The sequence below is a fragment of the Roseococcus microcysteis genome (genome assembly GCF_014764365.1).
Classification (GTDB): Bacteria; Pseudomonadota; Alphaproteobacteria; order Acetobacterales; family Acetobacteraceae; genus Roseococcus; species Roseococcus microcysteis.
The window spans coordinates 1,755,790-1,778,980 of the sequence record NZ_CP061718.1 but is presented as its reverse complement, the minus strand read 5'-3'; the positions used below and the strand labels follow the sequence as shown (position 1 = coordinate 1,778,980).

General features: G+C 71.2%; 16 protein-coding genes. 11 read left to right on the top strand and 5 right to left on the bottom strand.

The genetic code is table 11. The features are described 5' to 3' along the window. The first annotated feature begins 5 nt into the window (after window positions 1–5). From ICW72_RS08545 to ICW72_RS08515, 6 genes are read left to right on the top strand one after another with little or no spacing between them, the layout of a single operon-like run. Complete coding sequence (locus tag ICW72_RS08545; protein ID WP_191085803.1) at window positions 6–1,013, top strand: ABC transporter permease; 1,008 nt, start codon at window positions 6–8, stop codon at window positions 1,011–1,013. Further along, on the top strand, window positions 1,013–1,855 hold the full coding sequence (locus ICW72_RS08540) for an ABC transporter permease (RefSeq protein WP_191085802.1): 843 nt from the start codon (window positions 1,013–1,015) through the stop codon (window positions 1,853–1,855). Before ICW72_RS08545 ends, ICW72_RS08540 begins: the two co-directional genes overlap by 1 nt. Beyond that, window positions 1,855–2,820 carry an ABC transporter ATP-binding protein gene (locus tag ICW72_RS08535; RefSeq protein ID WP_191085801.1) on the top strand — a complete coding sequence of 322 codons (966 nt, stop codon included), beginning with the start codon at window positions 1,855–1,857 and terminating at the stop codon, window positions 2,818–2,820. Before ICW72_RS08540 ends, ICW72_RS08535 begins: the two co-directional genes overlap by 1 nt. Further along, window positions 2,813–3,778, top strand: a complete 966-nt coding sequence (locus tag ICW72_RS20640; RefSeq protein ID WP_223880923.1) for an ABC transporter ATP-binding protein — start codon at window positions 2,813–2,815, stop codon at window positions 3,776–3,778. The genes ICW72_RS08535 and ICW72_RS20640 overlap by 8 nt, the downstream gene beginning before the upstream one ends. After that, window positions 3,775–5,532, top strand: a complete 1,758-nt coding sequence (locus tag ICW72_RS08520) for a hydantoinase B/oxoprolinase family protein (RefSeq protein WP_223880922.1) — start codon at window positions 3,775–3,777, stop codon at window positions 5,530–5,532. The genes ICW72_RS20640 and ICW72_RS08520 overlap by 4 nt, the downstream gene beginning before the upstream one ends. Window positions 5,533–5,554: 22 nt before the next feature. Continuing rightward, entirely contained in the window at window positions 5,555–7,561 is a 2,007-nt protein-coding gene (locus tag ICW72_RS08515; RefSeq protein ID WP_223880921.1) for a hydantoinase/oxoprolinase family protein, read from the top strand. 26 nt (window positions 7,562–7,587) lie between these two features. Here ICW72_RS08515 and ICW72_RS08510 read toward each other — a convergent pair whose 3' ends face one another. The 4 genes from ICW72_RS08510 to ICW72_RS08495 all read right to left on the bottom strand — a co-directional run bounded on the left by ICW72_RS08510 (window position 7,588) and on the right by ICW72_RS08495 (window position 10,869). Beyond that, window positions 7,588–7,944, bottom strand: a complete 357-nt coding sequence (locus tag ICW72_RS08510) for a helix-turn-helix domain-containing protein (RefSeq protein ID WP_191085798.1) — start codon at window positions 7,942–7,944, stop codon at window positions 7,588–7,590. Window positions 7,945–8,125: 181 nt separating this feature from the next. Continuing rightward, a complete protein-coding gene (locus tag ICW72_RS08505) occupies window positions 8,126–8,659 on the bottom strand; it encodes a Smr/MutS family protein (protein WP_191085797.1) in 534 nt (177 codons plus the stop codon). 84 nt (window positions 8,660–8,743) lie between these two features. Then, window positions 8,744–9,451: a LutC/YkgG family protein gene (locus tag ICW72_RS08500; protein WP_191085796.1), complete on the bottom strand. Its 708-nt coding sequence runs from the start codon at window positions 9,449–9,451 to the stop codon at window positions 8,744–8,746. Then, window positions 9,448–10,869, bottom strand: a complete 1,422-nt coding sequence (locus ICW72_RS08495; RefSeq protein ID WP_191085795.1) for a LutB/LldF family L-lactate oxidation iron-sulfur protein — start codon at window positions 10,867–10,869, stop codon at window positions 9,448–9,450. The genes ICW72_RS08500 and ICW72_RS08495 overlap by 4 nt, the downstream gene beginning before the upstream one ends. A gap of 73 nt (window positions 10,870–10,942) precedes the next feature. Here ICW72_RS08495 and ICW72_RS08490 point away from each other — a divergent pair, with 73 nt between their 5' ends. Both ICW72_RS08490 and ICW72_RS08485 read left to right on the top strand, forming a co-directional pair. After that, window positions 10,943–11,764 carry a class I SAM-dependent methyltransferase gene (locus ICW72_RS08490; RefSeq protein ID WP_191085794.1) on the top strand — a complete coding sequence of 274 codons (822 nt, stop codon included), beginning with the start codon at window positions 10,943–10,945 and terminating at the stop codon, window positions 11,762–11,764. Window positions 11,765–11,831: 67 nt separating this feature from the next. Then, window positions 11,832–13,160, top strand: a complete 1,329-nt coding sequence (locus tag ICW72_RS08485; RefSeq protein ID WP_223880920.1) for an aspartate aminotransferase family protein — start codon at window positions 11,832–11,834, stop codon at window positions 13,158–13,160. Between the two features lie 22 nt (window positions 13,161–13,182). Here the strand turns inward: ICW72_RS08485 and ICW72_RS08480 are convergent, their stop codons facing one another. Then, entirely contained in the window at window positions 13,183–14,001 is an 819-nt protein-coding gene (locus ICW72_RS08480) for a potassium channel family protein (RefSeq protein WP_223880919.1), read from the bottom strand. Window positions 14,002–14,428: 427 nt separating this feature from the next. On the opposite strand from ICW72_RS08480, the gene ICW72_RS08475 reads away from it, so the two are divergent. The 3 genes from ICW72_RS08475 to glgB are packed head-to-tail and all read left to right on the top strand — an operon-like array spanning window position 14,429 to window position 23,190. Then, on the top strand, window positions 14,429–17,803 hold the full coding sequence (locus tag ICW72_RS08475; RefSeq protein WP_191085793.1) for a maltotransferase domain-containing protein: 3,375 nt from the start codon (window positions 14,429–14,431) through the stop codon (window positions 17,801–17,803). Window positions 17,804–17,806: 3 nt separating this feature from the next. Next, a complete protein-coding gene (gene treS, locus ICW72_RS08470; protein ID WP_191085792.1) occupies window positions 17,807–21,040 on the top strand; it encodes a maltose alpha-D-glucosyltransferase in 3,234 nt (1,077 codons plus the stop codon). Further along, a complete protein-coding gene (gene glgB, locus ICW72_RS08465; protein WP_191085791.1) occupies window positions 21,037–23,190 on the top strand; it encodes a 1,4-alpha-glucan branching protein GlgB in 2,154 nt (717 codons plus the stop codon). The genes treS and glgB overlap by 4 nt, the downstream gene beginning before the upstream one ends. Window position 23,191 lies beyond the last annotated feature (1 nt).

Below are 23,191 nucleotides of genomic sequence, written 5' to 3'. Positions count from 1 at the left end.
GGCGGGTGGCCCTCTACATCCTGCGGCGCATCGCCCTCTCGATCCCGGCGCTGCTGGGGTTGATCCTGCTCACCTTCGTGCTCTCGCGCGTGGTGCCCGGCGACCCGGCGGCGACATTGGCGGGCGATGCCGCCACTCCGGCGCAGATCGCGCAGATCCGCGCGCAATACGGGCTGGACCGGCCCATCCTGGAACAGGCGGTGATCCATGTGCGGCAGGTGCTGTCGGGCGATCTGGGCAATTCCATCTTCTCCGGCCGGCCGGTCGCGGAGGAAATCTGGCAGCGCCTGCCGGCGACGCTGGAATTGACCTTCGTGGCGCTGTTCCTCGCCACGCTGCTGGGCATCGGGCTCGGCCTCGTGGCGGCGCTGGATCACAACGGGCCGCTCGATCACCTGGTGCGGGTGGTGTCGGTGGGCGGGCTGGCCATCGCCTCCTTCTGGCTCGCCATCATGTTGCAGCTGCAATTCTCGATGGAGTGGAACCTGCTGCCGCTGCGCGGGCGCCTGGATGTGGCGCTGGGGCAGGTGCCGCGGCTGACGGGCTTCATGCTGGTGGACACGCTGGCGATCGGGCGCTTCGACCTGTTCCTCGACGCGCTGCGCCATTTGGCGCTGCCGGCCTTCACGCTGGCGCTGCCGGGCCTTGCCACCATCGCGCGCTTCACCCGCAGTGGCGTGCTGGAGGTGTTGCAGAAGGACTATGTGCTCTACGCGCGCGCGGCGGGCTATGGGCGCTTTCGCCTCGCCGCCATCTATGTGCTGCGCAATGCCGTCACCGTGACCGTCACGCAGGTGGGGCTGCTGTTCGGCGCGCTGGTCTCGGGCGCGGTGGCGGTGGAGGCGGTGTTCGACTGGCCGGGCCTCGGCACCTATGCGGTGCAGGCCATCCTGTCCGCCGACTACAAGGCGCTGCTGGCCGTGACCCTCGTCATCGGCGTGGTCTATGCGGTGGTGAACGTGGCGGTGGATGTGGCGCAGGCCATCATAGACCCCCGCGTGGCGGACCAGTGATGACCGCGCTGCGCCATTTGCTGCGTGATCCCGTGGCCGCGCTGGGCCTGCTGATCGTGGTCTTCGCGCTGTTCGTCGCCATCTTCGCACCCTGGATCGCGCCGCGGCCGGAGGATGCCTTCGAGAGCAACATCATGCTCCGCCTGCAACCACCCTCGGCGGAATTCCCCTTCGGCACCGATGACCTCGGGCGCGACATCTTCTCGCGCGTCATCCTGGGCACGCGCAGCGCATTGGTCGTGGCGGTGTCCGTCGTGCTGGCGGCCATCGTGATCGGCGTGCCCATCGGGCTGGCGGCGGGGTGGCGCGATGGCTGGCTGTCGGAGGTGCTGATGCGCGTCACCGACGTGTTCCTGGCCGTGCCGCAACTGATCCTGGCGCTCGCTCTGGGCCAGTTGCTGGCGCCCGGCCTGACCACGGCCATGGTGGCGCTGGCGCTGACCTACTGGCCCTTCTTCGCGCGCACCGTCTTCGCCGAGACGCGGCGGCTGCGTGGCGCGCTGTTCGTGGACGCGCTGGCCGGCATCGGCGCGCACCCCATGCGCATCCTGCTGCTGCATGTGTTGCCCAATGCCGCGCCGGCGGTGCTGGTGCGCGCCACCATCGGCATGGGCTTCACCATCCTGACGGCGGCGCTGCTGGGCTTCCTGGGTGTCGGCGCCGCACCCCCCGCACCCGATTGGGGCCTGGCCGTGGCCGAGGCCCGCCAGCACCTGCCCGACGCCTGGTGGTACGCGACCTTCCCCGGCCTCGCCATCATGCTGCTGGTGCTGGGCTTCAACCTGCTGGGCGACGGGCTGCGCGACGCGGCCGATCCTCGGCTGCGTCGGAGCCGCAAGTGATGGACGCCGCCCTGGTCATCGAGGACCTGGCCGTGCAGCTGCGCGGCCGGGGCGAGGTGGCGGACATCCTGGACGGCATCACCCTCACCGTGCCGCGCGGCAGCGTCACCGGCGTGGTGGGGGAGAGCGGCTGCGGCAAATCCACGCTGCTGCGCGCCATCCTGGGCATCCTGCCCGGCCGGGCCACCACGCCGCGCGGCCGCATCCTCTTCGAGGGGCGCGACATCCTGCCCGCCCGCGCGGCCAAACCCCATGGGCGCATAGGCTTCGTCCCGCAGGACCCCTATCTCTCGCTGAACCCCGTCTTTCGCGCCGGCGACCAGATCCTGGAAATCATGCGCCGCCACGCCCCCGGCACCCGCGCCGAGCATCGCGCGAAGCTGGTGGAACTCTTCCGCGCCGTGCAGCTCCCCGACCCCGAGGCGGCGCTGCGCAAATACCCACATCAATTCTCCGGCGGGCAGCGGCAGCGCCTGTTGATCGCGGCGGCGCTGTGCTGCGACCCGGCGCTGATCGTGGCGGATGAACCGACCACCGCGCTCGACGTCACCACCCAGCGTGAGATCCTGGGCCTGCTGCGCGAACTCGTGCGGGCGCGCGGCCTGTCCATGCTCTTCGTCACGCATGACTTCGGCGTGCTGGCCAGCCTCTGCGACCAGATGAGCGTGCTCTACGCCGGGCGCGTGGCCGAAAGCGGGCCCACGCGCGCCGTGCTCGACACGCCCACCCACCCCTACACGCGCATGCTGCTGGCCTGCCATCCGGACCGCGCGGTGGAGCTGCTGGGCATTCCGGGTGCGGTGCCGCCCGCCACCGCGCAGCCCGCCGGCTGCCGCTTCCATCCGCGCTGCCCGGTGGCCCAGCCCGATTGCCGCCAGGACGTGCCGCCCCTGCTCCCCTGGTCCGGCGGGCGCGCCGTGGCCTGCCCGCACACCGCGCGCATGGAGGCGCACGCCCTTGCCTGAACTGCTGCGCGCCGAGGCGCTCACCACCGATCTCGGGCGCCGCGCGGGCTTCCTCCGCCCCGCCGTCTCCCTGCGCGCGGTGGATGGCGTGACGCTTTCCATCGCCGAGGGCGAGGCCTTTGGCGTGGTGGGCGAAAGCGGCTGCGGCAAGACGACGCTGGCGCGCACGCTGCTGGGCCTCCAGCGCGAGGCGGCGGGCGAGATCACGCTGGGCGGCCGGCGCGTCTCGGGCCTTGCGCCGGCCGAGGCGCGCCGCCTGCGCGCCGACATCCAATATGTCCACCAGGACCCGGGCGCGGCGCTCGACCCCTGGTGGCGCGTGGGGGCCACACTGGATGAGGGGCTGCGAATCCATGGCGTCGGCAGCGCGGAAGAACGCGCCGCGCGCATCGCGGAAATGCTGGCGGCCGTGGGCCTCGATGCGGATTTCGGGCAGCGCTACCCGCATGAGCTGTCGGGCGGCCAGCAGCGGCGCATCGGGCTCGCGCGCATCCTGCTGCTGCGGCCGAAGCTGGTCATCCTCGACGAGCCCACGGCGGGGCTCGACCTCTCCGTGCAGGCCTCGGTGCTGCGGCTGCTGGCGGAGCTGCGCGCGCGCTTCGGCCTGACCTACCTCTTCATCTCGCACGACCTGACGGTGGTGCGCCGCGTCTGTGACCGCGTGGCGGTGATGTATCTCGGCCAGGTGGTGGAGGAGGGGCCGGCGGAGTCGCTCTTCGCCAACCCCGCGCACCCCTACACCCGCGCGCTTCTGGCCGCCGCGCCGCATCTCGACGGGCGCGCCGCTGGCCCTTCGCTGCCGGGCGAGCCGCCCTCGCTGCGCCGCATCCCGGCGGGATGCCGCTTCCATCCGCGCTGCACGCGGGCCACCGCGCTTTGCGCCGCGCAGGCGCCGCCCACGGAGGCCGCCGGCCCCGCGCACCAGGTCGCATGCCACCATTGGCGGGAGGCGGCATGAGCTGCGACGCCGTCACCCTCGAGATCATCCGTGGCGCCGCCCGCGCCGCCCAGGCCGAGATGGAGGCGTTGCTCGAACGCACCGCCATGTCCGCCTTCATCCGCGAGAAGAAGGATTTTTATACCGCTCTGTTTGATGCAGACGGCACCATGGTCGTGGGCAGCGATCTGCCCATCTTCGGCGATATCGTGGGTCCGGTCGCGAAAAAATTCCCGCTGGAGACGATGCGGCCGGGCGACCTCTACTGGTACAATGACTGCTACGGCAGCCAGGGCGCCGTCTCCCACACCAATGACCAGGTGTTTCTCGCCCCCGCCTTCCTCGATGGCGTGCGCGTCGGCTTCGTCATGGGTTGGGCGCATTTCTCAGATGTGGGCGGGCTGCGCGCGGGCTCGCTCAGCCCCGACGCCACCGATCATTTCCAGGAGGGCATCATCATCCCGCCCGTGCGCCTCATGCGCGATGGCGAGACCAATGACGCGCTGCTGGAGGTGTTCTGGCGCAATGGCCGCTTCCCCACCCAGTCGCGCGGGGACACGCGCGCGCTGATGGCCGCCGTGCGCCTGGGCGAGCGCCGCCTGGAGGAGATCGCGCGGCGCTTCGGCGCGGACACGCTGGCCGACGCCTTCGCCCAACTGCTCGCCCGCACCGAGGCCGTGGTGCGCGCGAAATTGCGCGAGGCCTTCCCCATCGGCACCACGCGCTTCACCGACGCGATAGACAGCGACGGGCAGGGGAATGGTCCCTTCCACCTGCGCCTCGCCCTCACCCGCACGGAAGATGACCGCTTCCTGCTGGACACCTCCGCCACCGACGACCAGGCGCCGGGCCCGGTGAACTTCCTCATGCATCCGGACGTGCCGGGCATGGCGCTCGGCCTCTACTTCCTGCAGAGCGAGACGGGGCAGGTGCTCAACGCCGGAGCGCCGCGCGCGCTGGACGAGGTGCGGCGGCGCGAGGGCTCCTTGCTCGCGCCGCGCGCGCCCGCGCCGCTTGGTCTGCGCGGCATCACCATGATGCGGCTGCTGGCCGCGCTGCACGGGCTGGTGGCGGTGGCCCGCGGCGGCGAGGCGCCCGCCGCCCACTCCGCCTATGTCGTGCTGGCGCTGCGCGGCATGCACGAAGGCAAGCCCTTCCTGATGAGCGATGGCGTGGGCGTGGGCTATGGCGCGCGCCCCTTCGCCGATGGCACGGACGCCGTCTACTTCGTCGCGCAGGAGAACTACCCGGCCGAGTTCATGGAGCATTCCTACCCCGTTCGCCTGCACCGCTACGCGCTGCACATGGATTCAGGCGGGGCAGGGCGGTTCCGCGGCGGCTGCGGCGTGGTGCGCGAGTATGAAATCCTGGCCGAGCAGGCGGTGCTGGCCATCCGCCTCGACACCGTGAAGAACCCGCCCTGGGGCGTGGCCGGCGGCATGAGCGGGGGTGCGGGCGCCGCCGTGGTCAATCCCGGCACGCCGGGAGAGCGGCATTTGCCCAGCCTCTCCGACGGTACGGTGCTGCGGCGCGGCGACATCCTGCGGCTCAGCACCGGTGGCGGCGGGGGCTGGGGGCACCCGCATGACCGGCCGGCCGAGGCGGTGCTGGCCGATGTGCGCGGCGGCTTCGTCAGCGCCGAGGCCGCGCGGCGCGACTATGGCGTGGCCATCGCCGATGGCGCGCTGGACGAAGCGGCCACGGCACGGCTGCGCGCCCAGCGCCCGCCCGCCGACGCCTTCCATCGCGGGACCTATGCCGATGCCCTCGACTGACCTGGGACTAAAGAGGGGCCCCTTGCTGGCCGCGGTGGACATCGGCGGCACCTTCACGGACATCACCTTGCAGGAGGCGACCACGGGCCGTGCCTGGACGGCCAAGACGCCCTCCACCCCGCGCGACCCGTCGGAAGCCTTCCTCACCGGGCTGCGCCTGGCGCTGGACCTGGCGGGCCGCGACCCTGGCGAGATCGGCCGCGTGCTGCACGGCACGACCGTCGCCACCAACATGATCCTGGAGGGCCGCACGGCGCGCACCGCCCTCGTGACCACTTCGGGCTTCCGCCATGTGCTGGAGATCGGGCGGGCGGATTTGCCGCGCCGCGACAACCTCTGGGCCTGGGTGAAGCCGCGACGGCCCGTGCCGCCCGAGCATGTCTTCGAGGTGGCGGGCCGCATCGCGGCGGATGGCACCGAGCTGGCGGAGCTGGACGAGGCGGGCGTTGCGGCGGCGGCACATTCCATCGCGGCCATGGGCGCGGAGGCGGTGGCCATCTGCTTCCTGCACGCCTACGCCAACCCGGCGCATGAGCAGCGCGCCGCCGCCCTGCTGCGCGAGCTGCTGCCGGGACTGGCCATCACCGCCTCGACCGAGGTTTTGCCGGTGCTGCGGGAATACGAACGCAGCATGGCCGCGGTGCTGAACGCCGCCGTCATGCCCGCGGTCTCGACCTATATCGCGCGGCTGCAGGCGCGGCTGGCCGAGGCCGGCATCGCGGCGCCGCTGCTGCTGATGAAGTCCAATGGCGGGGTGGCGGGGGCGGCCGCCATCCGCCGCAGCCCGGCGCAGACGGCGCTTTCCGGCCCCGCCGCGGGGGTGGTGGGCGCGCGCGCCATGGCGGCGGCGGAAGGGGTGGCGGACCTCATCACCGTGGATATCGGCGGGACCAGCGCGGATATCTGCCTGATCGAGGGCGGGCGCATCGGCCTCACGCAATCGGGCCGCATCGGCCCCTGGCCGCTGCCGCTGCCCATGCTGGACATGGTGACGATCGGCGCCGGCGGCGGTTCGCTGGCCCGTGCGGGGGCGGGGGGGCTCACCGTCGGCCCGGCCAGCGCGGGCGCGGAGCCGGGGCCCGCCTGCTACGGGCGTGGCGGCACGGAGCCCACCGTCACCGACGCGCATCTCTACCTGGGCCATCTGCCGCCGCGCCTGCTGGACGGGCGCATGGCGCTCGACCCGGCGCTGGCCGAGGCGGCGCTGGCGCGGGTGGCGGGGCCGCTTGGCCTCTCGCTGGAGGCGACCGCGCGCGGCATCCTGGCCATCGCCGACAACAACATGGTCGGCGCCATCCGCGTGGTGTCGGTCGAGCGGGGGCATGACCCCCGCGGCTTCGCGCTGGTGCCCTTCGGCGGCGCGGGGCCGCTGCACGGGGCGGCGCTGGCCGATCTGCTGGGCATGCGGACGGTCCTGGTCCCGCCCGCGCCCGGCGTGCTTTGCGCGCAGGGGCTGGTGGCCGCCGACCTGCGCGCCGAGTTCAGCCGCAGCCTGGCGCGCCCCCTGGACGCGATGACGGACGCGGTGCTGGAGGCCGGCTTCGCCGCGCTGGAGGCCGAGGCCGCCCAATGGTTCGCCGAGGAGGAAGTGCCCCCCGAGGCGCAATCCCGCAGCCGGGCGGTGCTGATGCGCTATGCCGAGCAGGGCTTCGAGCTGCCCATCCCCTTCGCCCCGGTGGCGGCGCTGGGCCGGGACTTCGCCGCCGCCCACCATTCCCTCTATGGCTTCGATCTGCCGGGCATCGCCATCGAGGTGGTGACGTTGCGGGTGACGGCGACCGGCAAGCTGCACGCCCTGCCGCCCCTGCCGCCCAGCGGCGGCGATGTGGCGGCAGCCACCCTGGGCACCCAGGCCATGCGGCTGGAAGGCCGGGTGGCGGAGGCGCCGGTCATCGCGCGCGCGGGGCTGGGCGTGGGGGCCTCTGTGGCCGGCCCCGCGATCATCGTGCAGCTCGACGCCACGACGCTGGTGCCGGAGGGCTGGCGGGCGGAGGTGGGGGCCACGGGCGCGCTGCTGCTGCGGCGCTGAGCGCGTCCGCTCGGCTTGAAGACGCTCTAGCCGGGCTTGTTCAGCTCCTGGAGGAGGGCTTCCACCCTTTCCTCCGGCAGCTCGCGGATGCGACGGGCCAACTGGTTCGCCAGCTCCGTGGCGCGCGGGCTCAGGCCCGAGGTGTCCACCACAACCCTCGGGTGGGAGATGCGCGCGAGGCGGACCAGCTCCTCCGCCTCGTCCCAGATCAGCCCGAAGAACTCGTTCACCTGGTGCACCAGCCCGGCCGAGGGACGGCCGCGCTTGCCATGCTCCAGCGCCGAGAGATAGGCGGGCGAGACATGCACCGCCGCCGCCAACTCGCTGAGGGTGACGCCGCGCTGTTCGCGCAGCGCGCGCAGGCGCAGGCCGAAGGGGGTCATGTTATTGTGCCCTCAGGCGCCGGGCGCGCGCTCCGCGCGCTTGGCTTGCGCGCCACGCGCTGACGCTCCTGAACCAGCGGGCGGTCGGGGCGCGGCGGCCGCTGTGCGGCCGCATCCTCGGAGCATTGCTCGTTGCCGGCAAAGTCGCGCTGGGCGCGCTGGGCCGGGCCGCGTCTGCGGCTCACCTGGCCCGCCGCAGCAGCAGGTGCACCGCGCCCGCATTGGCCCGGTGCGGGTGGGCGGCGCCGAGGATCACGCTGCGCAGGTCGGGCGCGTTCAGCCAGTGCGGCAATTCGCGGCGCAGCACGCCCCCCTCCGTGCTGCTGCCCTTGCCGGTGACGATGCACACCACCCGCGCGCCATCCATTTGCGCCGCGCGCAGGAAGGTGCGGACGGCGCCATGCGCGCGCTCGGCGGTCATGCCGTGCAGGTCCAGCTTGCGCTCGGGCCGCAGCGTGCCGCGGCGCAGGTCGCGCCAGCGCTTCGCGTCCAGCCCGTCGGGCTGGATGCCGACATTCAGCTCGGGCGGGGGGCGGCGGGGAGGGGGTGGCGCGGGCGGTGCCGGGGCGCGTGGCGGCGGCGTGATGGTGACGCTGGGCGGGGCTGGGGGCGCTTCCGGTTCGGCCAGCGCCTTGCCGGGCAGGGGGGTGATGGTGCGCGCCACCGCCGCCCAGGCCGCGCGGTCCTCGGGCGAGAGCCCGCGGCGGCGCTTCACGACGCGGGGAGGGACGCGGGGTCGTCATCCAGAAGCAGGATGTGAAGCCGGCGCGGCCCCCCGCTCGCGGAGCGAGCCTCAGCTTCAAGCATGGGCCGCGGCCTCGCGTTCGTCATCCAGAAGCAGGATGTGAAGCCGGCGCGGCCCATGCGCGCCCAGTTCCAGCGTCTGCTCGATGTCGGCGCTGCGCGAGGGGCCGGTCACGAACATCACGTTGCGGGGCATGAAGCCGCCGGTGCGGGCGTCCTGGTTCTCGGCGCGCAGCAGGTCCCAGGCCTCCTCATAGGCGCCGACGATGCGGCTGGCGCGGAGGAACACCATCTCGGTGTCGGGCAGCAGGTTCAGCGTGGTGGGGCGCTGGGGCGAGGAGGGCAGCATCAGCGTCCCCGTCTCCGCGATGCCGGCATAGCCGTGCTGGAGGCTGACGGAATCCTCCGGGTCACCGCGCCGCGCCTCGACCTGCAGCATGGGGCGCGAGGCCCAGTCCAGCCCCTGCAATTCCGGATGCGGGGCGATGGCGAGGCGCTGGGGCAGGTTTTGGGCCGCCAGGTATTCGGCGATGGCGGCGGGGATGTCGGCGGCGTCGGCCACGCGGCGGACGGTGCCGAATTCCTTCTCCACATTGCGGATGAACAGCGCCACCTGCTCAGGCCGCGCCACGCGGGAGCGCGCGGGGATGAGGTGGCGCGGATGCGTGGCGAGCCGGCCACCCAGCATGGCCTGCTGGTCGGCGGGCAGGGGGCCGCGGCGCAGCCCGCGCCGGATGGCGGTGAGAATGGCGTCCTTGCTCATCGGTTCCGCATCCGCTTCGCGTATTGCGCCATGAAGGTGCCGCCCTGGGGCACGGGCAAATCCCGCCCCGCCGTCCAGCCGCCGGCCAGCGGCAGCGACTTGAACGCCCCCTTGCCACGCCCCAACAGCCCCATCAGCCCCACCCCGAGGCGCGAGGCCAGACGGTAGGCGCCAGGCCGTTGCGCGAACCAGGCCCAGAGCCCGAGGCCGCTGCGGACCCCTTGTGGCGACAGATGCCGCTCGAACTCGCGCTCGCGCCAATGGCGCATCATTTTGGGTAGCGGGATCTTCACGGGGCAGACGCTCTCGCACTTGCCGCAGAAGGTGGAGGCGTTGGGCAGATGGCCGGCCTTCTCCACGCCGATCAGCGAGGGCGTCAGCACGGACCCCATCGGCCCCGGATAGACCCAGCCATAGGCATGCCCGCCCACCGCGCCATAGACCGGGCAATGGTTCATGCAGGCGGCGCAGCGGATGCAGCGCAGCATCTCCTGGAACTCGGTGCCGACCATGCTGGAGCGGCCATTGTCCACCAGCACCACATGGTATTCCTGCGGGCCGTCAATCTCGGCCTCGCGCCGGGCGCCGGTGCTGAAGGTGGTGTAGACGGAAAAATCCTGGCCGGTGGCGGAACGCGCCAGCAGACGCAGCAGGCTCACGCAATCCTCCAGCGTGGGCACCACCTTCTCGATGCTGGCCAGCGCGATATGCACGCGCGGCAGGGTCTGCGTCAGGTCGCCATTGCCCTCATTGGTGACGATCACGCTGCTGCCCGTCTCGGCCACCAGGAAGTTGGCGCCGGTGATGCCGACATCGGCCGCCAGGAATTTCTGGCGCAGCCGGGTGCGCGCCTCGGTCAGGATGTCGCGGCGTTCGTGGAAGACGCGATCGGGGTCGAGGTCCGTGTGGGCGCGGCGGAAATCCGCCTCCCAATCCTCACGGTTCAAATGGAAGGCGGGGGCGATGATGTGGGAGGGCGTCTCGCGCCGCAGCTGGATGATGTATTCGCCGAGGTCCGTCTCGACCGGCTCGATCCCGTGCTTCTCCAGGTGGTCATTGATCCCGAGCTCCTCGGAGATCATGGACTTGCCCTTGGTGACGGTCTTCGCGCCGGCCTTGCGGCAGATTTCCAGCACGGCGGCGCGGGCCTCCTCCGCCGTGCTGCACCAATGCACATGTCCCCCCGCGCGCTCCACATTGGCGGCGAAGGTCTCCAGGTAGAAATCCAGGTTCGCCAGCGTGTGGTTCTTGATGTCGCGGCCGATGTCGCGCAGCGCCTCGAATTCCGGCAGGCGGGAGACGGCCTCGGCCCGGCGCTGGAGGAAGGCGCCCTTGGCCTTGCCCAGCGCCTTCTGCAGCCCGGCATCGTCCAGGGCGCGCGCGGCATTGTCCTTGAAGGCGGGGGAGGTGGTGAGCATGCCCCCAGCATAGCGCAGCCGCGCCGCGACCGGAATGCTGCGCCCGCGGCCCCCGGGTGCTAAGCCGGGCCGCATGGAAACGGAATGGCAGCGCCTGAACCGCGCGAATTGGGATGAGAGGGTCGGGGTGCATCTCGGCCCGCGTGGCTATGACCTGACCTCGCACCGGGCGGGGCGGGGGCGGCTCGATGGCATCGTGACGGGGGTGCTGGGGCCGGTGGCGGGGCTCAGGGTGGCGCATCTGCAATGCCATATCGGCCATGACAGCATCGCCATCGCCCAGGCGGGGGCCAAGGAGGTGCTGGGCGTGGATTTCAGCCCCGCCGCGCTGGACGCGGCCCGCGCGCTCGCCGCCGAATGCGGCGCCTCCGCCTGCCGCTTCGCCTTGTCCGACGCGCAGGCCTGCGCCGAGACCCTGCCCGCCGAGGCCGGGCGCTTCGACCTGGCCTTCGCCTCCTGGGGCACCATCACCTGGCTGCCGGATGTGCGCGCCTGGGCGCGGAGCATGGCCCATTTCCTGCGCCCGGGCGGCAGCCTGGCCTTCGCCGACGCCCACCCCGCCGCCCTGGTCTTCGACGGGTGGGAGGGGGACCATCCGCGCTGGTCCTACCCCTATTTCGCCCGCGCACCCCTGCCCTTCGACAGCACCGAGGACTATGCGGACCCCGAGGCGCGCCTCTCCCACTCCCGCACCATCGAATTCCAGCACCCGCTCTCGGACATACTGGGCGCGCTGCTGGAGGCGGGCTTCCGCCTGGACCGCTTCGAGGAGCATGACGCCCTGCCCTGGGCGCTGTTTCCCGGCCTGCCGCGCGGCCCCGACGGCTTCTGGCGCTGGCCGGACAAGGCCTGGCTGCCGCTTTCCCTCTCGCTGCGCGCCACGCGCATCGGATAGGCCACGGACGGGGGCCTGACGCCGGGCGCGGCAGGGCCTATCCTGCCCCGCGAAGGAGCCCCGTGCCATGAACGAGATCTCGGTCCCGCGTCCGAACAACCTCGACGCGTTCTGGATGCCCTACTCGGACAACAAGTATTTCAAGGGCACCCCGCGGCTGCTCGCCCGGGCGGAGGGCATGCATTACTACACGCCGGAGGGCCGCGAGGTGCTGGACGGCACGGCGGGCCTGTGGTGCTGCAATGCCGGCCATGGGCGGCGCGAGATCGTGGAGGCCATCCAGAAGCAGGCCGCCATCCTGGACTTCGCCCCCACCTTCCAGCTCGGCCACCCCATCGCCTTCGAGGCGGCGGCGCGCGTGGCCGACCTGACGCCGGACGGGCTGGACCGGGTCTTCTTCACCAATTCGGGTAGCGAGAGCGCCGACACCGCGCTCAAGATCGCGCTGGCCTACCAGCGCGCCCGCGGCCAGGCGCAGCGGGTGCGCCTGGTGGGGCGGGAGCGCGGCTATCACGGCGTGGGCTTCGGCGGCATGTCGGTGGGCGGCATCGGCCCCAACCGCAAGCAGTTCGGCGCCATGCTGCCTTACGTGGACCACCTGCCGCACACCCATTTGCCGGCGCAGAACGCCTTCGCCAAGGGCCAGCCCGAGCATGGCGCCCATCTGGCGGACCATCTGGAATCACTGGTGGCGCTGCATGGCGACACCATCGCGGCGGTGATGGTGGAGCCGGTGGCGGGCTCGACCGGCGTGCTGGTGCCGCCCAAGGGCTATCTGGAGCGGCTGCGGGCGCTCTGCGACAAGCACGGCATCCTGCTGATCTTCGACGAGGTGATCACGGGCTTCGGCCGCATCGGCACGCATTTCGGCGCCGAGCGGCTGGGTGTTACGCCGGACATCATGACCATGGCCAAGGGGCTGACCAATGCCGCCGTGCCCATGGGCGCGGTGGCGGTGCGCAACGAGATCTACCAGACCATCGTGGACGGCACCCAGGCGGGCATCGAGTTCTTCCATGGCTACACCTATTCGGGCCACCCGCTGGCCGCCGCCGCCGCCATCGCCGCCATTGACATCCATGTGCGCGAGGATCTGCCCGGCCGGGTGCGCGCCATCGAGGGCTATTGGGAGGAGGCGACGCACGCCATGCGCTCCGCCCCCAACGTCATTGATACCCGCAACCACGGCCTGATCGCGGGGATCGAGCTTTCCCCGCGCGAGGGGGCGCCCGGCGATCGTGCCATGCGCGTCTTCCGCCGCTGCTTCGACGAGGGCGTGCTGATCCGCGTGACGGGCGACATCATCGCCCTCTCGCCCCCGCTCATCATCGAGAAGCCGCAGGTGGACCGCATCTTCGGCACGCTGGCCGACGCGATCCACAAGGAAGCCGCGTAAGGCGAGGCAACGCCCGGGGGGCTCAGTGCGGCTCCCCATGGCGCTGGGCATGAGCCTTGCGCGCCGCCTCCTTGCGGATGCGCTGCTGCTCCGCCGCGTCGCTGAAGGCGGCGGCGAGGATGCCCGTCGGGATGGCGATGAGGCCGATGCCCAGCACCGCGATGAAGCCCGCGCAAAGCCGGCCGAGCCAGGTGATCGGCGCCACATCGCCATAGCCCACCGTGGTGAGTGTCGCGATGGCCCACCACATGGAGCGCGGGATGGAGCCGAAGGCCTCGGGCTGGGCATCCCCCTCCACCACATAGAGCAGCGTGGCCGAGAGCACGAGCAGCCCGCTCGCCACGCACAGCCCCAGGAACAACTCGTGCCGGCGTGAGGCGATCGCCTCCTTCAGGAAGGCGAAGGCGCCGGAAAACTGCCCCAGCCGCGCGAAGCGCAGGATGCGCAGCATGCGCGCCAGCCGCAGCAGGAAGGCCTGCGGCCCCATCTCCTCCAGCAGCAGCGGGCTCAGTGCCAGCAGGTCCAGGATGCCGGCGGGCGAGGTGATGAAGCGCAGCCGCGCGCGCCAGGCGGAGCCGTCCGGGTCGGCCTCCGGGGCCACCCAGATGCGGGTGAGGTATTCCAGCAGGAAGATGCCGCCGAGGATGATCTCCAGCCAGGAGAAGATCGCCTCATTGCCCTCATAGATGGTGATCTCGCTCTCCAGCGTCGCCACCGCCACCGAGAACAGGATCAGCCCGCCGATCGTTTTGTTGGCGGGGGACATGCCCTCGGCCGGCCATTGCCGCGGGCTGAGCTGCACGAAGAGGCGGCGGCGGAGCGAGGGGCGGTCGGGTGCCAAGGCAAGCCTTCCAGCGAGGGCGGTTCAAGGGCGCGGCCCTGTCTACCCCTCCGGGGGCGGGTCGTCACCCTTGATGGCTTTCCCACGCGCCCAGACGCTGCTAAATATTCGGACAATCCATCAGGTCATGCGGGCCGGATTTCGTATGAATCCGTCCCGCACGGCCCAAGGCCGACCAGTTGTCGAATCGGAATGACGGTCAACCTGCCGTCGAGAAATTCGCCTCTGATTCGATGCATCTGTTGTTGTTGGTCGTGCGTTGGGCTCTGGAAGCGTGGTGTTCCGGTCGGATCATCTGCGGTTGAGTTTTTTCCGCAGAGGATACTGAGCGTCGTGCCGTGCTGCCCGATCCTGGTTCCCAGACCCAAGGGAGCCGCTGCCACGCCGGCCCCTCCGGCGCGGTGAAACTGCGCGAATGGAGGTCCGGATGGCGGAAGCCCGCCCGAGCAAGCCCAAGACGGCCCAACCGAAGGCCCGCGCCGCGGGTCCAGCACCCGCCCGCGCCAAGGCGGTGCCCAAGCCGCGCCCGTCCGAGGCGGTTGCCCGCGCGCCGTCACCCGCCGCACCGCCCGCACCCCGGCTCTACCTGCTGCATCCGCTGCTGGTGGGCGCCCTGCCGGCCTGGGATGCGGCGCTGGACCGCGCCGCGGCGCTTGGCTTCAACGGCGTGCTGATCCCGCCCCCCGTCGCCCCCGGCGGTGCCGGCCACCTCTATCAGATGGGCGATCCTGATGCGGCGCACCCCGTGCTGGAGGCCGCGGGCGACAGCGCCGCCGCGCTGAAGCAGCTCGCGGACAAGGCGCGCGCGCGCGGGCTCGATCTCTACATGGACCTGGTTCTGGACCGCGTGGCGGCCGATGGGCGCCTGGCCCATGACCATGCCGGCTGGTTCGAGGCCCCTGGCGCCGATGCCCTGCCGGACCCCCGCCTGCCGCCGCCCGACCGCGCCATCGCCCTGGCCCGCTGGAATGACGCGGAAGCGCTGGAGGCGCTGGGCGCCTGGTGGGAGGAACGTCTGCGCCGCTTCGTCGAGGCGGGCCTGGCCGGTTTCCGCTGCCATGCGCCGGCCTCCGTGCCGGCCAGCGTCTGGCGCCGGCTGATGGCCGCCGTCCCCCGGGCGCGCTTCCTCGCCTGGACGCCCGGCCTGCCGGCCGAGGCCGTGCCGGGCCTCGCGGGCCTTGGCTTCGCCGGCGCCTTCAACAGCCTGGCCTGGTGGGATTTGCGGGGCGGCTGGCTGGCGGAGGAGGCGCAGCGCCTCGCCCCCCTCGGCCCCACCCTCGCCACGGTGGAGGCACCCTTCGGACCGCGCCTTGCGGCGCAGGAGGCCGACCCCGGCCTCGCCCGGCTGGCCGCGCTGCGCCATCTGCGCCTCGCCGCCGGCATGGGGGCGGGGTTGCTCGTGCCCATGGGCTTCGAATTCGGCGCGCGCCGCCCGCTGGACGCCGCGCGCGACCGCCCCGGCGACTGGGAATGGCTGCGCCGCAATTCCGGCTTCGATCTGGAAGACGAGCTGCGCGCCACCAACGCCGCCCTGCAAGGCCAGGCGCTGGCGGCGGGTGAGCTGCGGCCGCTGACCGGCCCCGGCGCCCCCGTGGCCGCGCTGCTGCGCGCCCATGGGACGGATGCGCGGGGGGCGGAGGGGGCCACCCTCACCCTCGCCAACACCGACCTGCACCAGGTGGCCAGCGTGACGGCCGCGGCGTTGTTGCCTGGCACGGGCGGCGTCTTCACCCGCTTCACCCCCTGCTGTCCGGAGGAGGGCGCGCCCTTGCTGCCGGACGGTGAGGTCACGCTGCGCGGCGGCGAGACCCGCATCTATCGCGCCGAGGCATCCGCGCCCATCCGTGGCGCGGCCCTGCCCGCCGCGACCGAGGCGCCGCGCCTGGGCATCGAGGCCATTACCCCCAGCGTGGAGGATGGCCGCTTCGCCGTGAAGCGCATCGTGGGCGAGGTGGTCGAGGTCACCTGCGACATCATCTGCGACGGGCATGACAAGCTGGGCGCCGCCCTGCTCTGGCGCGCGGTGGATGAGGATTCGTGGCGCGAGGTGCGCCTGACGCCGCTCGGCAATGACGCCTGGACCGCGCGCTTCCCGCTGGAGCGCATGGGCCGCTACCTCTTCGTGATCGAAGCCTGGCGCGACGCCTTCGCCAGCTTCCACGACGAGTTGCAGAAGAAGCACGCCGCCGGTGTCGCCATCGGCGTCGAACTGGAAGAGGGCCGCCGCCTGGTCGAGGCCGCGGGCCAGCGCGCGGGCGGGGAGGTGGCGGCGCTGGCCGCGCGCATCACCGCGGCGGGCGATGCGGAGAAGCTGGCCCTGTTGCTGGCGCCCGACACGGCGCGGCTGATGGCGGCCGCCGATGACCGTCCCTTCAAGCTTCGCTCGGCCGAGATGCCGGTGGAGGCGGAACGTACCGGCGCGGGCTTCGCCAGCTGGTACGAAATCTTCCCCCGCAGCCAGTCCGGCAGCGAGACGCGGCACGGCACCTTCGACGATGTGATCCGCCAGCTGCCGCGCATCCGCGGCATGGGCTTCGACGTGCTGTACTTCCCGCCCGTCCACCCGATCGGGCGGAAGAACCGCAAGGGCCGCAACAACAGCCTGACGCCGGGGCCCGATGATCCGGGCAGCCCCTACGCCATCGGTTCCGAGGCGGGCGGGCATGACGCGCTGCACCCGGAACTCGGCACGCTGGAGGATTTCCTTCGGCTGGTGCGCGCGGCGCGGGAGCATGGGCTGGAGCTGGCGCTGGATTTCGCCATCCAGTGCAGCCCCGACCACCCCTGGCTGCGCGACCACAAGGACTGGTTCGAGTGGCGGCCCGACGGCTCCATCCGCTACGCCGAGAACCCGCCCAAGAAGTACGAGGACATCGTCAACGTCGATTTCTACGCGAAGGGTGCGAAGCCCGCGCTGTGGAACGCCTTGCGCGACGTGGTGCGCTTCTGGTGCGTGCAGGGTGTCAGGCTGTTCCGTGTGGACAACCCGCACACCAAGCCCTTCCCCTTCTGGGAGTGGCTGATCGCGGACATCCGCGCGGAATTTCCCGATGCGGCGTTCCTCTCCGAGGCCTTCACGCGGCCCAAGGTGATGTATCGCCTTGCCAAGGTCGGCTACAGCCAGAGCTACACCTACTTCACTTGGCGCAACGACAAGGCGGGGCTGACGGAGTATCTGACGGAGCTGACCACGACGGCGCCGAAGGATTTCTTCCGCCCGCACTTCTTCGTGAACACGCCGGACATCAATCCGAAATTCCTGCAGCAATCGGGGCGGCCAGGCTTCCTGATCCGTGCGGCGCTGGCCACCACGCTCTCGGGGCTGTGGGGCCTCTACCAGGGCTTCGAGTATTGCGAGGCGCGCGCCATGCCGGGCAAGGAAGAGTATCTCGACAGCGAGAAATACCAGCTCCGCGTCTGGCCCGACCGCGCGCCGGGCGACATCGTGGACGAGGTGACGCGGCTGAACGCCATCCGCCGCGGCAACCCGGCGCTGCAAAGCCATCTGGGCCTCGCCTTCCACCACGCCTTCAACGACCAGGTGCTGTGGTTCCGCAAGCAGAGCGCGGACCGGAGCAACGTGCTGCTCATTGCCGTCAGCCTCGACCCGCATGCGGTGCAGCAGGCCTCGGTGGAGGTGCCGCTCTGGGAATGGGGCCTGCCCGACCACGCGGCGCTGGAGGTGGAAGACCTCATGCGCGGACACAGCTTCACATGGAGCGGAAAAGTGCAGCAGATCACGCTTGATCCCCATGAACTGCCCTTCGGCATCTGGCGCGTCCGCCCGGCGGGGGGCGTCTGAGCCATGGCGCAGGATCCGCACTGGTACCGCGACGCGGTCATCTACCAGCTTCACGTCAAGAGCTTCTTCGACGGCAATGACGACGGCATCGGCGATTTCGCCGGGCTGATGCAGAAGCTGGACTACATTTCGGAACTCGGCGTGGACACGCTGTGGCTGCTGCCCTTCTACCCGAGCCCGCTGCGCGATGATGGCTATGACATCGCGGACTACCGCGGCGTGAACCCGAGCTACGGCAATCTCCGCGACGCCAAGCGCTTCGTGCGCGAGGCGCATGCGCGCGGCCTGCGCGTCATCACGGAGCTGGTCATCAACCACACCAGCGACCAGCACCCGTGGTTCCAGAAGGCCCGCGAATCCAAGCCCGGCTCGCCCGCGCGGGATTTCTATGTGTGGTCCGACACGGACGAGAAGTATGACGGCACGCGCGTCATCTTCTGCGACACCGAGAAGTCCAACTGGACCTGGGACGACAAGGCGAAGGCCTATTTCTGGCACCGATTCTACAGCCACCAGCCCGACCTGAACTTCGACAACCCGCGCGTGATGACCGAAGTGCTGGGGGCCATGAAGTTCTGGCTCGACATCGGCGTGGATGGGCTGCGGCTCGACGCCGTGCCCTACCTGGTGGAGCGCGAGGGCACCAACAACGAGAACCTGGAAGAGACCCACGCCATCCTGAAGCGCATCCGCGCCAAGCTGGACCAGGACTTCCCGGACAAGATGCTGCTGGCCGAGGCGAACCAGTGGCCCGAGGACACGCAGGTCTATTTCGGCGAGGGCGATGAATGCCACATGGCATTCCACTTCCCGCTGATGCCGCGCATGTACATGTCCATCGCGCAGGAGGACCGTTTCCCCATCACGGACATCCTGCGCCAGACGCCGGACATCCCCGAGGGCTGCCAATGGGCCATCTTCCTGCGGAACCATGACGAGCTGACGCTCGAAATGGTGACCGACAAGGAGCGTGACTACCTCTGGAGCACCTATGCCGCGGACAACCGCGCGCGCATCAACCTCGGCATCCGCCGTCGCCTGGCGCCGCTGCTGCAACGCGACCGCCGGCGCATCGAGCTGATGAACGGGCTGCTGCTCTCCATGCCCGGCACGCCCGTCATCTACTACGGCGACGAGATCGGCATGGGGGACAACATCTTCCTGCGCGATCGTGACGGCGTGCGCACGCCCATGCAGTGGTCGCCCGACCGGAATGGCGGGTTCAGCCGCGCCGACCCCGCCGCCCTGGTGCTGCCGCCCCTGCAGGACCCGATGTACGGCTTCCAGGCCGTGAATGTGGAGATGCAGGCGCGCGACCCGCATTCGCTGCTGAACTGGATGCGCCGCATGCTGGGCGTGCGCAAGCGCAGCCAGGCCTTTGGCCGCGGCGGCATGCGGCTGCTCTACCCTGCGAACCGCAAGGTGCTGGCCTATGTGCGCGAGTATGAGGAGGACACGATTCTCTGCGTGTTCAATCTCTCGCGCTCGGCCCAGGCGGTGGAGCTGGACCTCTCGGCCATGGCCGGCCGCGTGCCGGTGGAGATGCTGGGTGGCACGAGCTTCCCGCCCGTGGGCCAGCTTCCCTACCTGCTGACGCTGCCGCCCTATGGCTTCTACTGGTTCGTGCTGGCGGCGGACCAGGCGCTGCCGGCCTGGCACACGCCCTCGCCGGAGCCCCTGCCGGACCTGCGCACGCTGGTGCTGCGCGCCAATGTGAAGGAGATGCTGGGCGCCACCACGAGGGCGGAGCTGGAGCAGCAGGTGCTGCCCGAATACCTGCCCAAGCGGCGCTGGTTCGCGTCGAAGGGAGAGAAGCTCGGCGCGCTGCGCCTCGACGCCATCGCGACACTGCCCGAGACGCAGGGTGCGGTGGTGATGGCCGAGGTGGAGGTGAACCTCCCCGGCCGCACCGAGCGCTACGCCCTGCCATTGGCCGGCATGGAGGACATGGAGGGCAGCGGCCCGCTCTCCTCGCAGCTGGCGCTGGCCCGGCTGCGGCAGGGGCGGCGCGTGGGCTACCTCACCGACGCCTTCGCCGATGACCGCATGCCGGCCGCCGTGCTGTCCGCCTTGCGCGCCGGGCTGCGCCTGAACAGCGATGCGGGGGAGATCCGCTTCAACGCCACCTCGCGCCTCACCGACATCGTGATGCCGGAAGCCGCCGAAGTGCGGCGGCTTTCCGCGGAGCAGTCCAACTCCTCCCTGATTTATGGCGAGCAGGTGGTGCTGAAGATCATCCGCCGCATCAACCCGGGCATCCACCCGGAGGCGGAGATGACGCGCCACCTGACCGAGGCGGGCTTCGCCAACATCGCGCCCCTGCTGGGCGAGGTGGTGCGCGTGTCCCCCGACGGCATGCCGCACACGCTGATGCTGGTGCAGGGCTTCGTCCGCAACCAGGGCGATGGCTGGGGCTGGACGCTCGACTGGCTGGGCCGCGCCATTGACGACGCGGCGCTGCATGACGAAACGCCGGAGGATGTCTTCGCGGGCTACCAGGGCTTTGCCGCGCTGCTGGGCCGCCGCCTGGGCGAGCTCCACGCCACCCTGGCCTCGGCCAGCCGCGACGAGGCCTTCGCCCCGGAGACCGCCACCGAGGCCGACCGTGCGGCCTGGGCGAAGGGCGTGCTGGAACAGCTCGACCCCGCGCTGGACCTGCTGGCCCGCGCCGAGCTGGATGAGGCGGATGCCGAACGTGCCCGCTTCGTCATCGGGAAGCGCAAGGCCCTGCACGAGGCGGCCAAGCGCCTCGCGCAATCGGCGGAGGGCGCGCTCAAGACGCGCGTGCATGGCGACTTCCACCTGGGCCAGGTGCTGGTGGCCCAGGGCGATGCCGTGATCGTGGATTTCGAGGGCGAGCCCGCGCGCACGCTGGAGGAACGCCGCGCCAAGGGCAGCCCGCTGCGGGACGTGGCGGGGCTTCTCCGCAGCCTCGACTACGCGGCGCATGTGGGCGAGGGCAACGACACCGTGGCCGCGGCCCCGGCCGATCGCCGCGCCGCCCTCTTCGCGCGCTGGAAGCAGGAGACCGCGACGGTCTTCCTCGACGCCTATCGCGAGGTGCATGCCGCGGCACCCGAGCCCTGGGTGCCGGCGGGGGCGGAGGCCGCGCTGCTCGACCTCTTCCTGCTGGAGAAGGCCGCCTACGAAATACGTTACGAGGCCGCCAACCGCCCCACCTGGATCGGCGTTCCCTTGCGCGGCCTCGTGGAGCTCGCCGAAAGGATGACATCATGATCGCAGGATTGGAGGAGCTGGTTACCGGCCATCACGGAGACCCCTTCGCCATCCTGGGCCGTCAGGGCGGGGAGGTTCGCACCTTCCAACCCGGCGCGCGCGCCGTGACGCTGCTGGCGCGCGAGGGCGGGCAGGAAATGGGCCGGCTGGAACCCGTCCACCCCGGCGGCCTGTTTGCCGGCCCGGCGCGGGAGGCGCCCTACCGGCTGCGGATCGAATGGCCCGGTTCGGTCCAGGAGACCGAGGACCCCTATGATTTCGGCCTGCTGTTGGGGCCGCTGGACCTGCATTTGCTGGCCGAGGGCCGGCATTTCGAGATGGGCCGCGTCTTCGGCGCGCAGCCCATGGAGATCGAGGGCATCCCCGGCGTGCGCTTCGCCGTCTGGGCGCCCAATGCGCGCCGCGTCTCCGTGGTGGGCGACTTCAACGGCTGGGATGGCCGCCGCCACCCCATGCGGCTGCGGCGCGAGGCGGGGGTGTGGGAGCTGTTCGTCCCGCGCCTCGCCCCCGGCACCGCCTACAGTTACGAGATGCTGGCCGCCGATGGTTCCGTGCTGCCGCTGAAGGCGGACCCGGTGGCGCTTTCCACCGAGGCGCCGCCCGCCACCGCCTCGCGCGTGCCGGACGCCGCACCTTTCCACTGGACGGATGAGGCCTGGATGGCCGGCCGCGAGGCGCGCCAGGCACTGGACGCACCGATCTCCATCTACGAGGTCCATCCCGGTTCCTGGTGGCGCGATGCGAATGGCGACGCGCCCGACTGGGACCGGCTGGCCGACCGCCTGATCCCTTACGCGCAGGGGCTGGGCTTCACGCATCTGGAATTCCTGCCCATCACGGAGCACCCTTTCGGCGGTTCCTGGGGCTACCAGCCGCTGTCGCTCTTCGCGCCCAGCGCGCGGTTCGGCGATGCGGCGGGCTTCGCGCGCTTCGTGGATCGCGCCCATGCGGCGGGGCTCGGCGTGCTGCTCGACTGGGTGCCGGCGCATTTCCCGACCGACCCGCACGGGCTGTATCGCTTCGACGGCAGCCCGCTCTATGAGCACGCCGATGCGCGCGAGGGTTTCCACCGCGACTGGAACACCGCCATCTACAATTTCGGGCGGAACGAGGTGCGGTCCTTCCTGATCTCCTCCGCGCTGCACTGGCTGGAACGCTTCCATGTGGACGGGCTGCGCGTGGATGCGGTGGCCTCCATGCTCTACCGTGACTATTCGCGGCCGCAGGGCGAATGGATTCCCAACCGCCATGGCGGGCGCGAGAATCTGGAGGCCGTGGCCTTCCTGCGCGAATTGAACACCATCGTGCGCGAACGTTGCCCCGGCGCGGTGATGATCGCGGAGGAGAGCACCGCCTGGCCCGGCGTGACCAAGGCGGTGGACGAGGGCGGCCTGGGCTTCCACTACAAGTGGAACATGGGCTGGATGAACGACACGCTCGGCTACATGCACCAGGAGCCGATCCATCGTCGCCACCATCATGGCGCCATGACCTTCGGCCTCGTTTATGCCTGGAGCGAGAACTTCATCCTGCCCATCAGCCATGACGAGGTGGTGCATGGGAAGGGCTCGCTGCTGGGCAAGATGCCCGGCGACCCATGGCAGAAGCTGGCCAATCTCCGCGCCTATCTGGGCTTCATGTGGATGCACCCGGGCCGCAAACTGCTCTTCATGGGCAATGAGCTGGCACAGCCCGCCGAATGGAACCACGACGCCGCCCTCGCCTGGCCGTTGCTGGACCAGCCCGCGCATCGCGGCGTGCAGCACCTGCTGCGGGACTTGAATGCCCTCTACCGCGCGCAGCCCGCCTTGCACCGCGCCGATGCGCGGCCCGAGGGCTTCCGCTGGATCACCGCCGACGATGCCGATCACAGCGTGCTGGCCTGGCTCAGGCTGGGCGCGGAAGGAGACGAACCCGTGCTGGTCGCCTGCAACATGACACCCGTGCCCCGGCACGGCTATCGCCTGGGCGTCCCCGCCACGGGCGAATGGGCCGAGCTGCTCAATACAGATGCCGGCCTCTATGGCGGCGGGAACATGGGCAATGGCGGCGCGGTGAGGGCCGAGCCCCATGGGGCGCACGGCTTCGCGCAATCGGTCACGGTGACGCTGCCGCCGCTGGCCACCCTGGTCCTGGGGCGGCGCGCCTAGG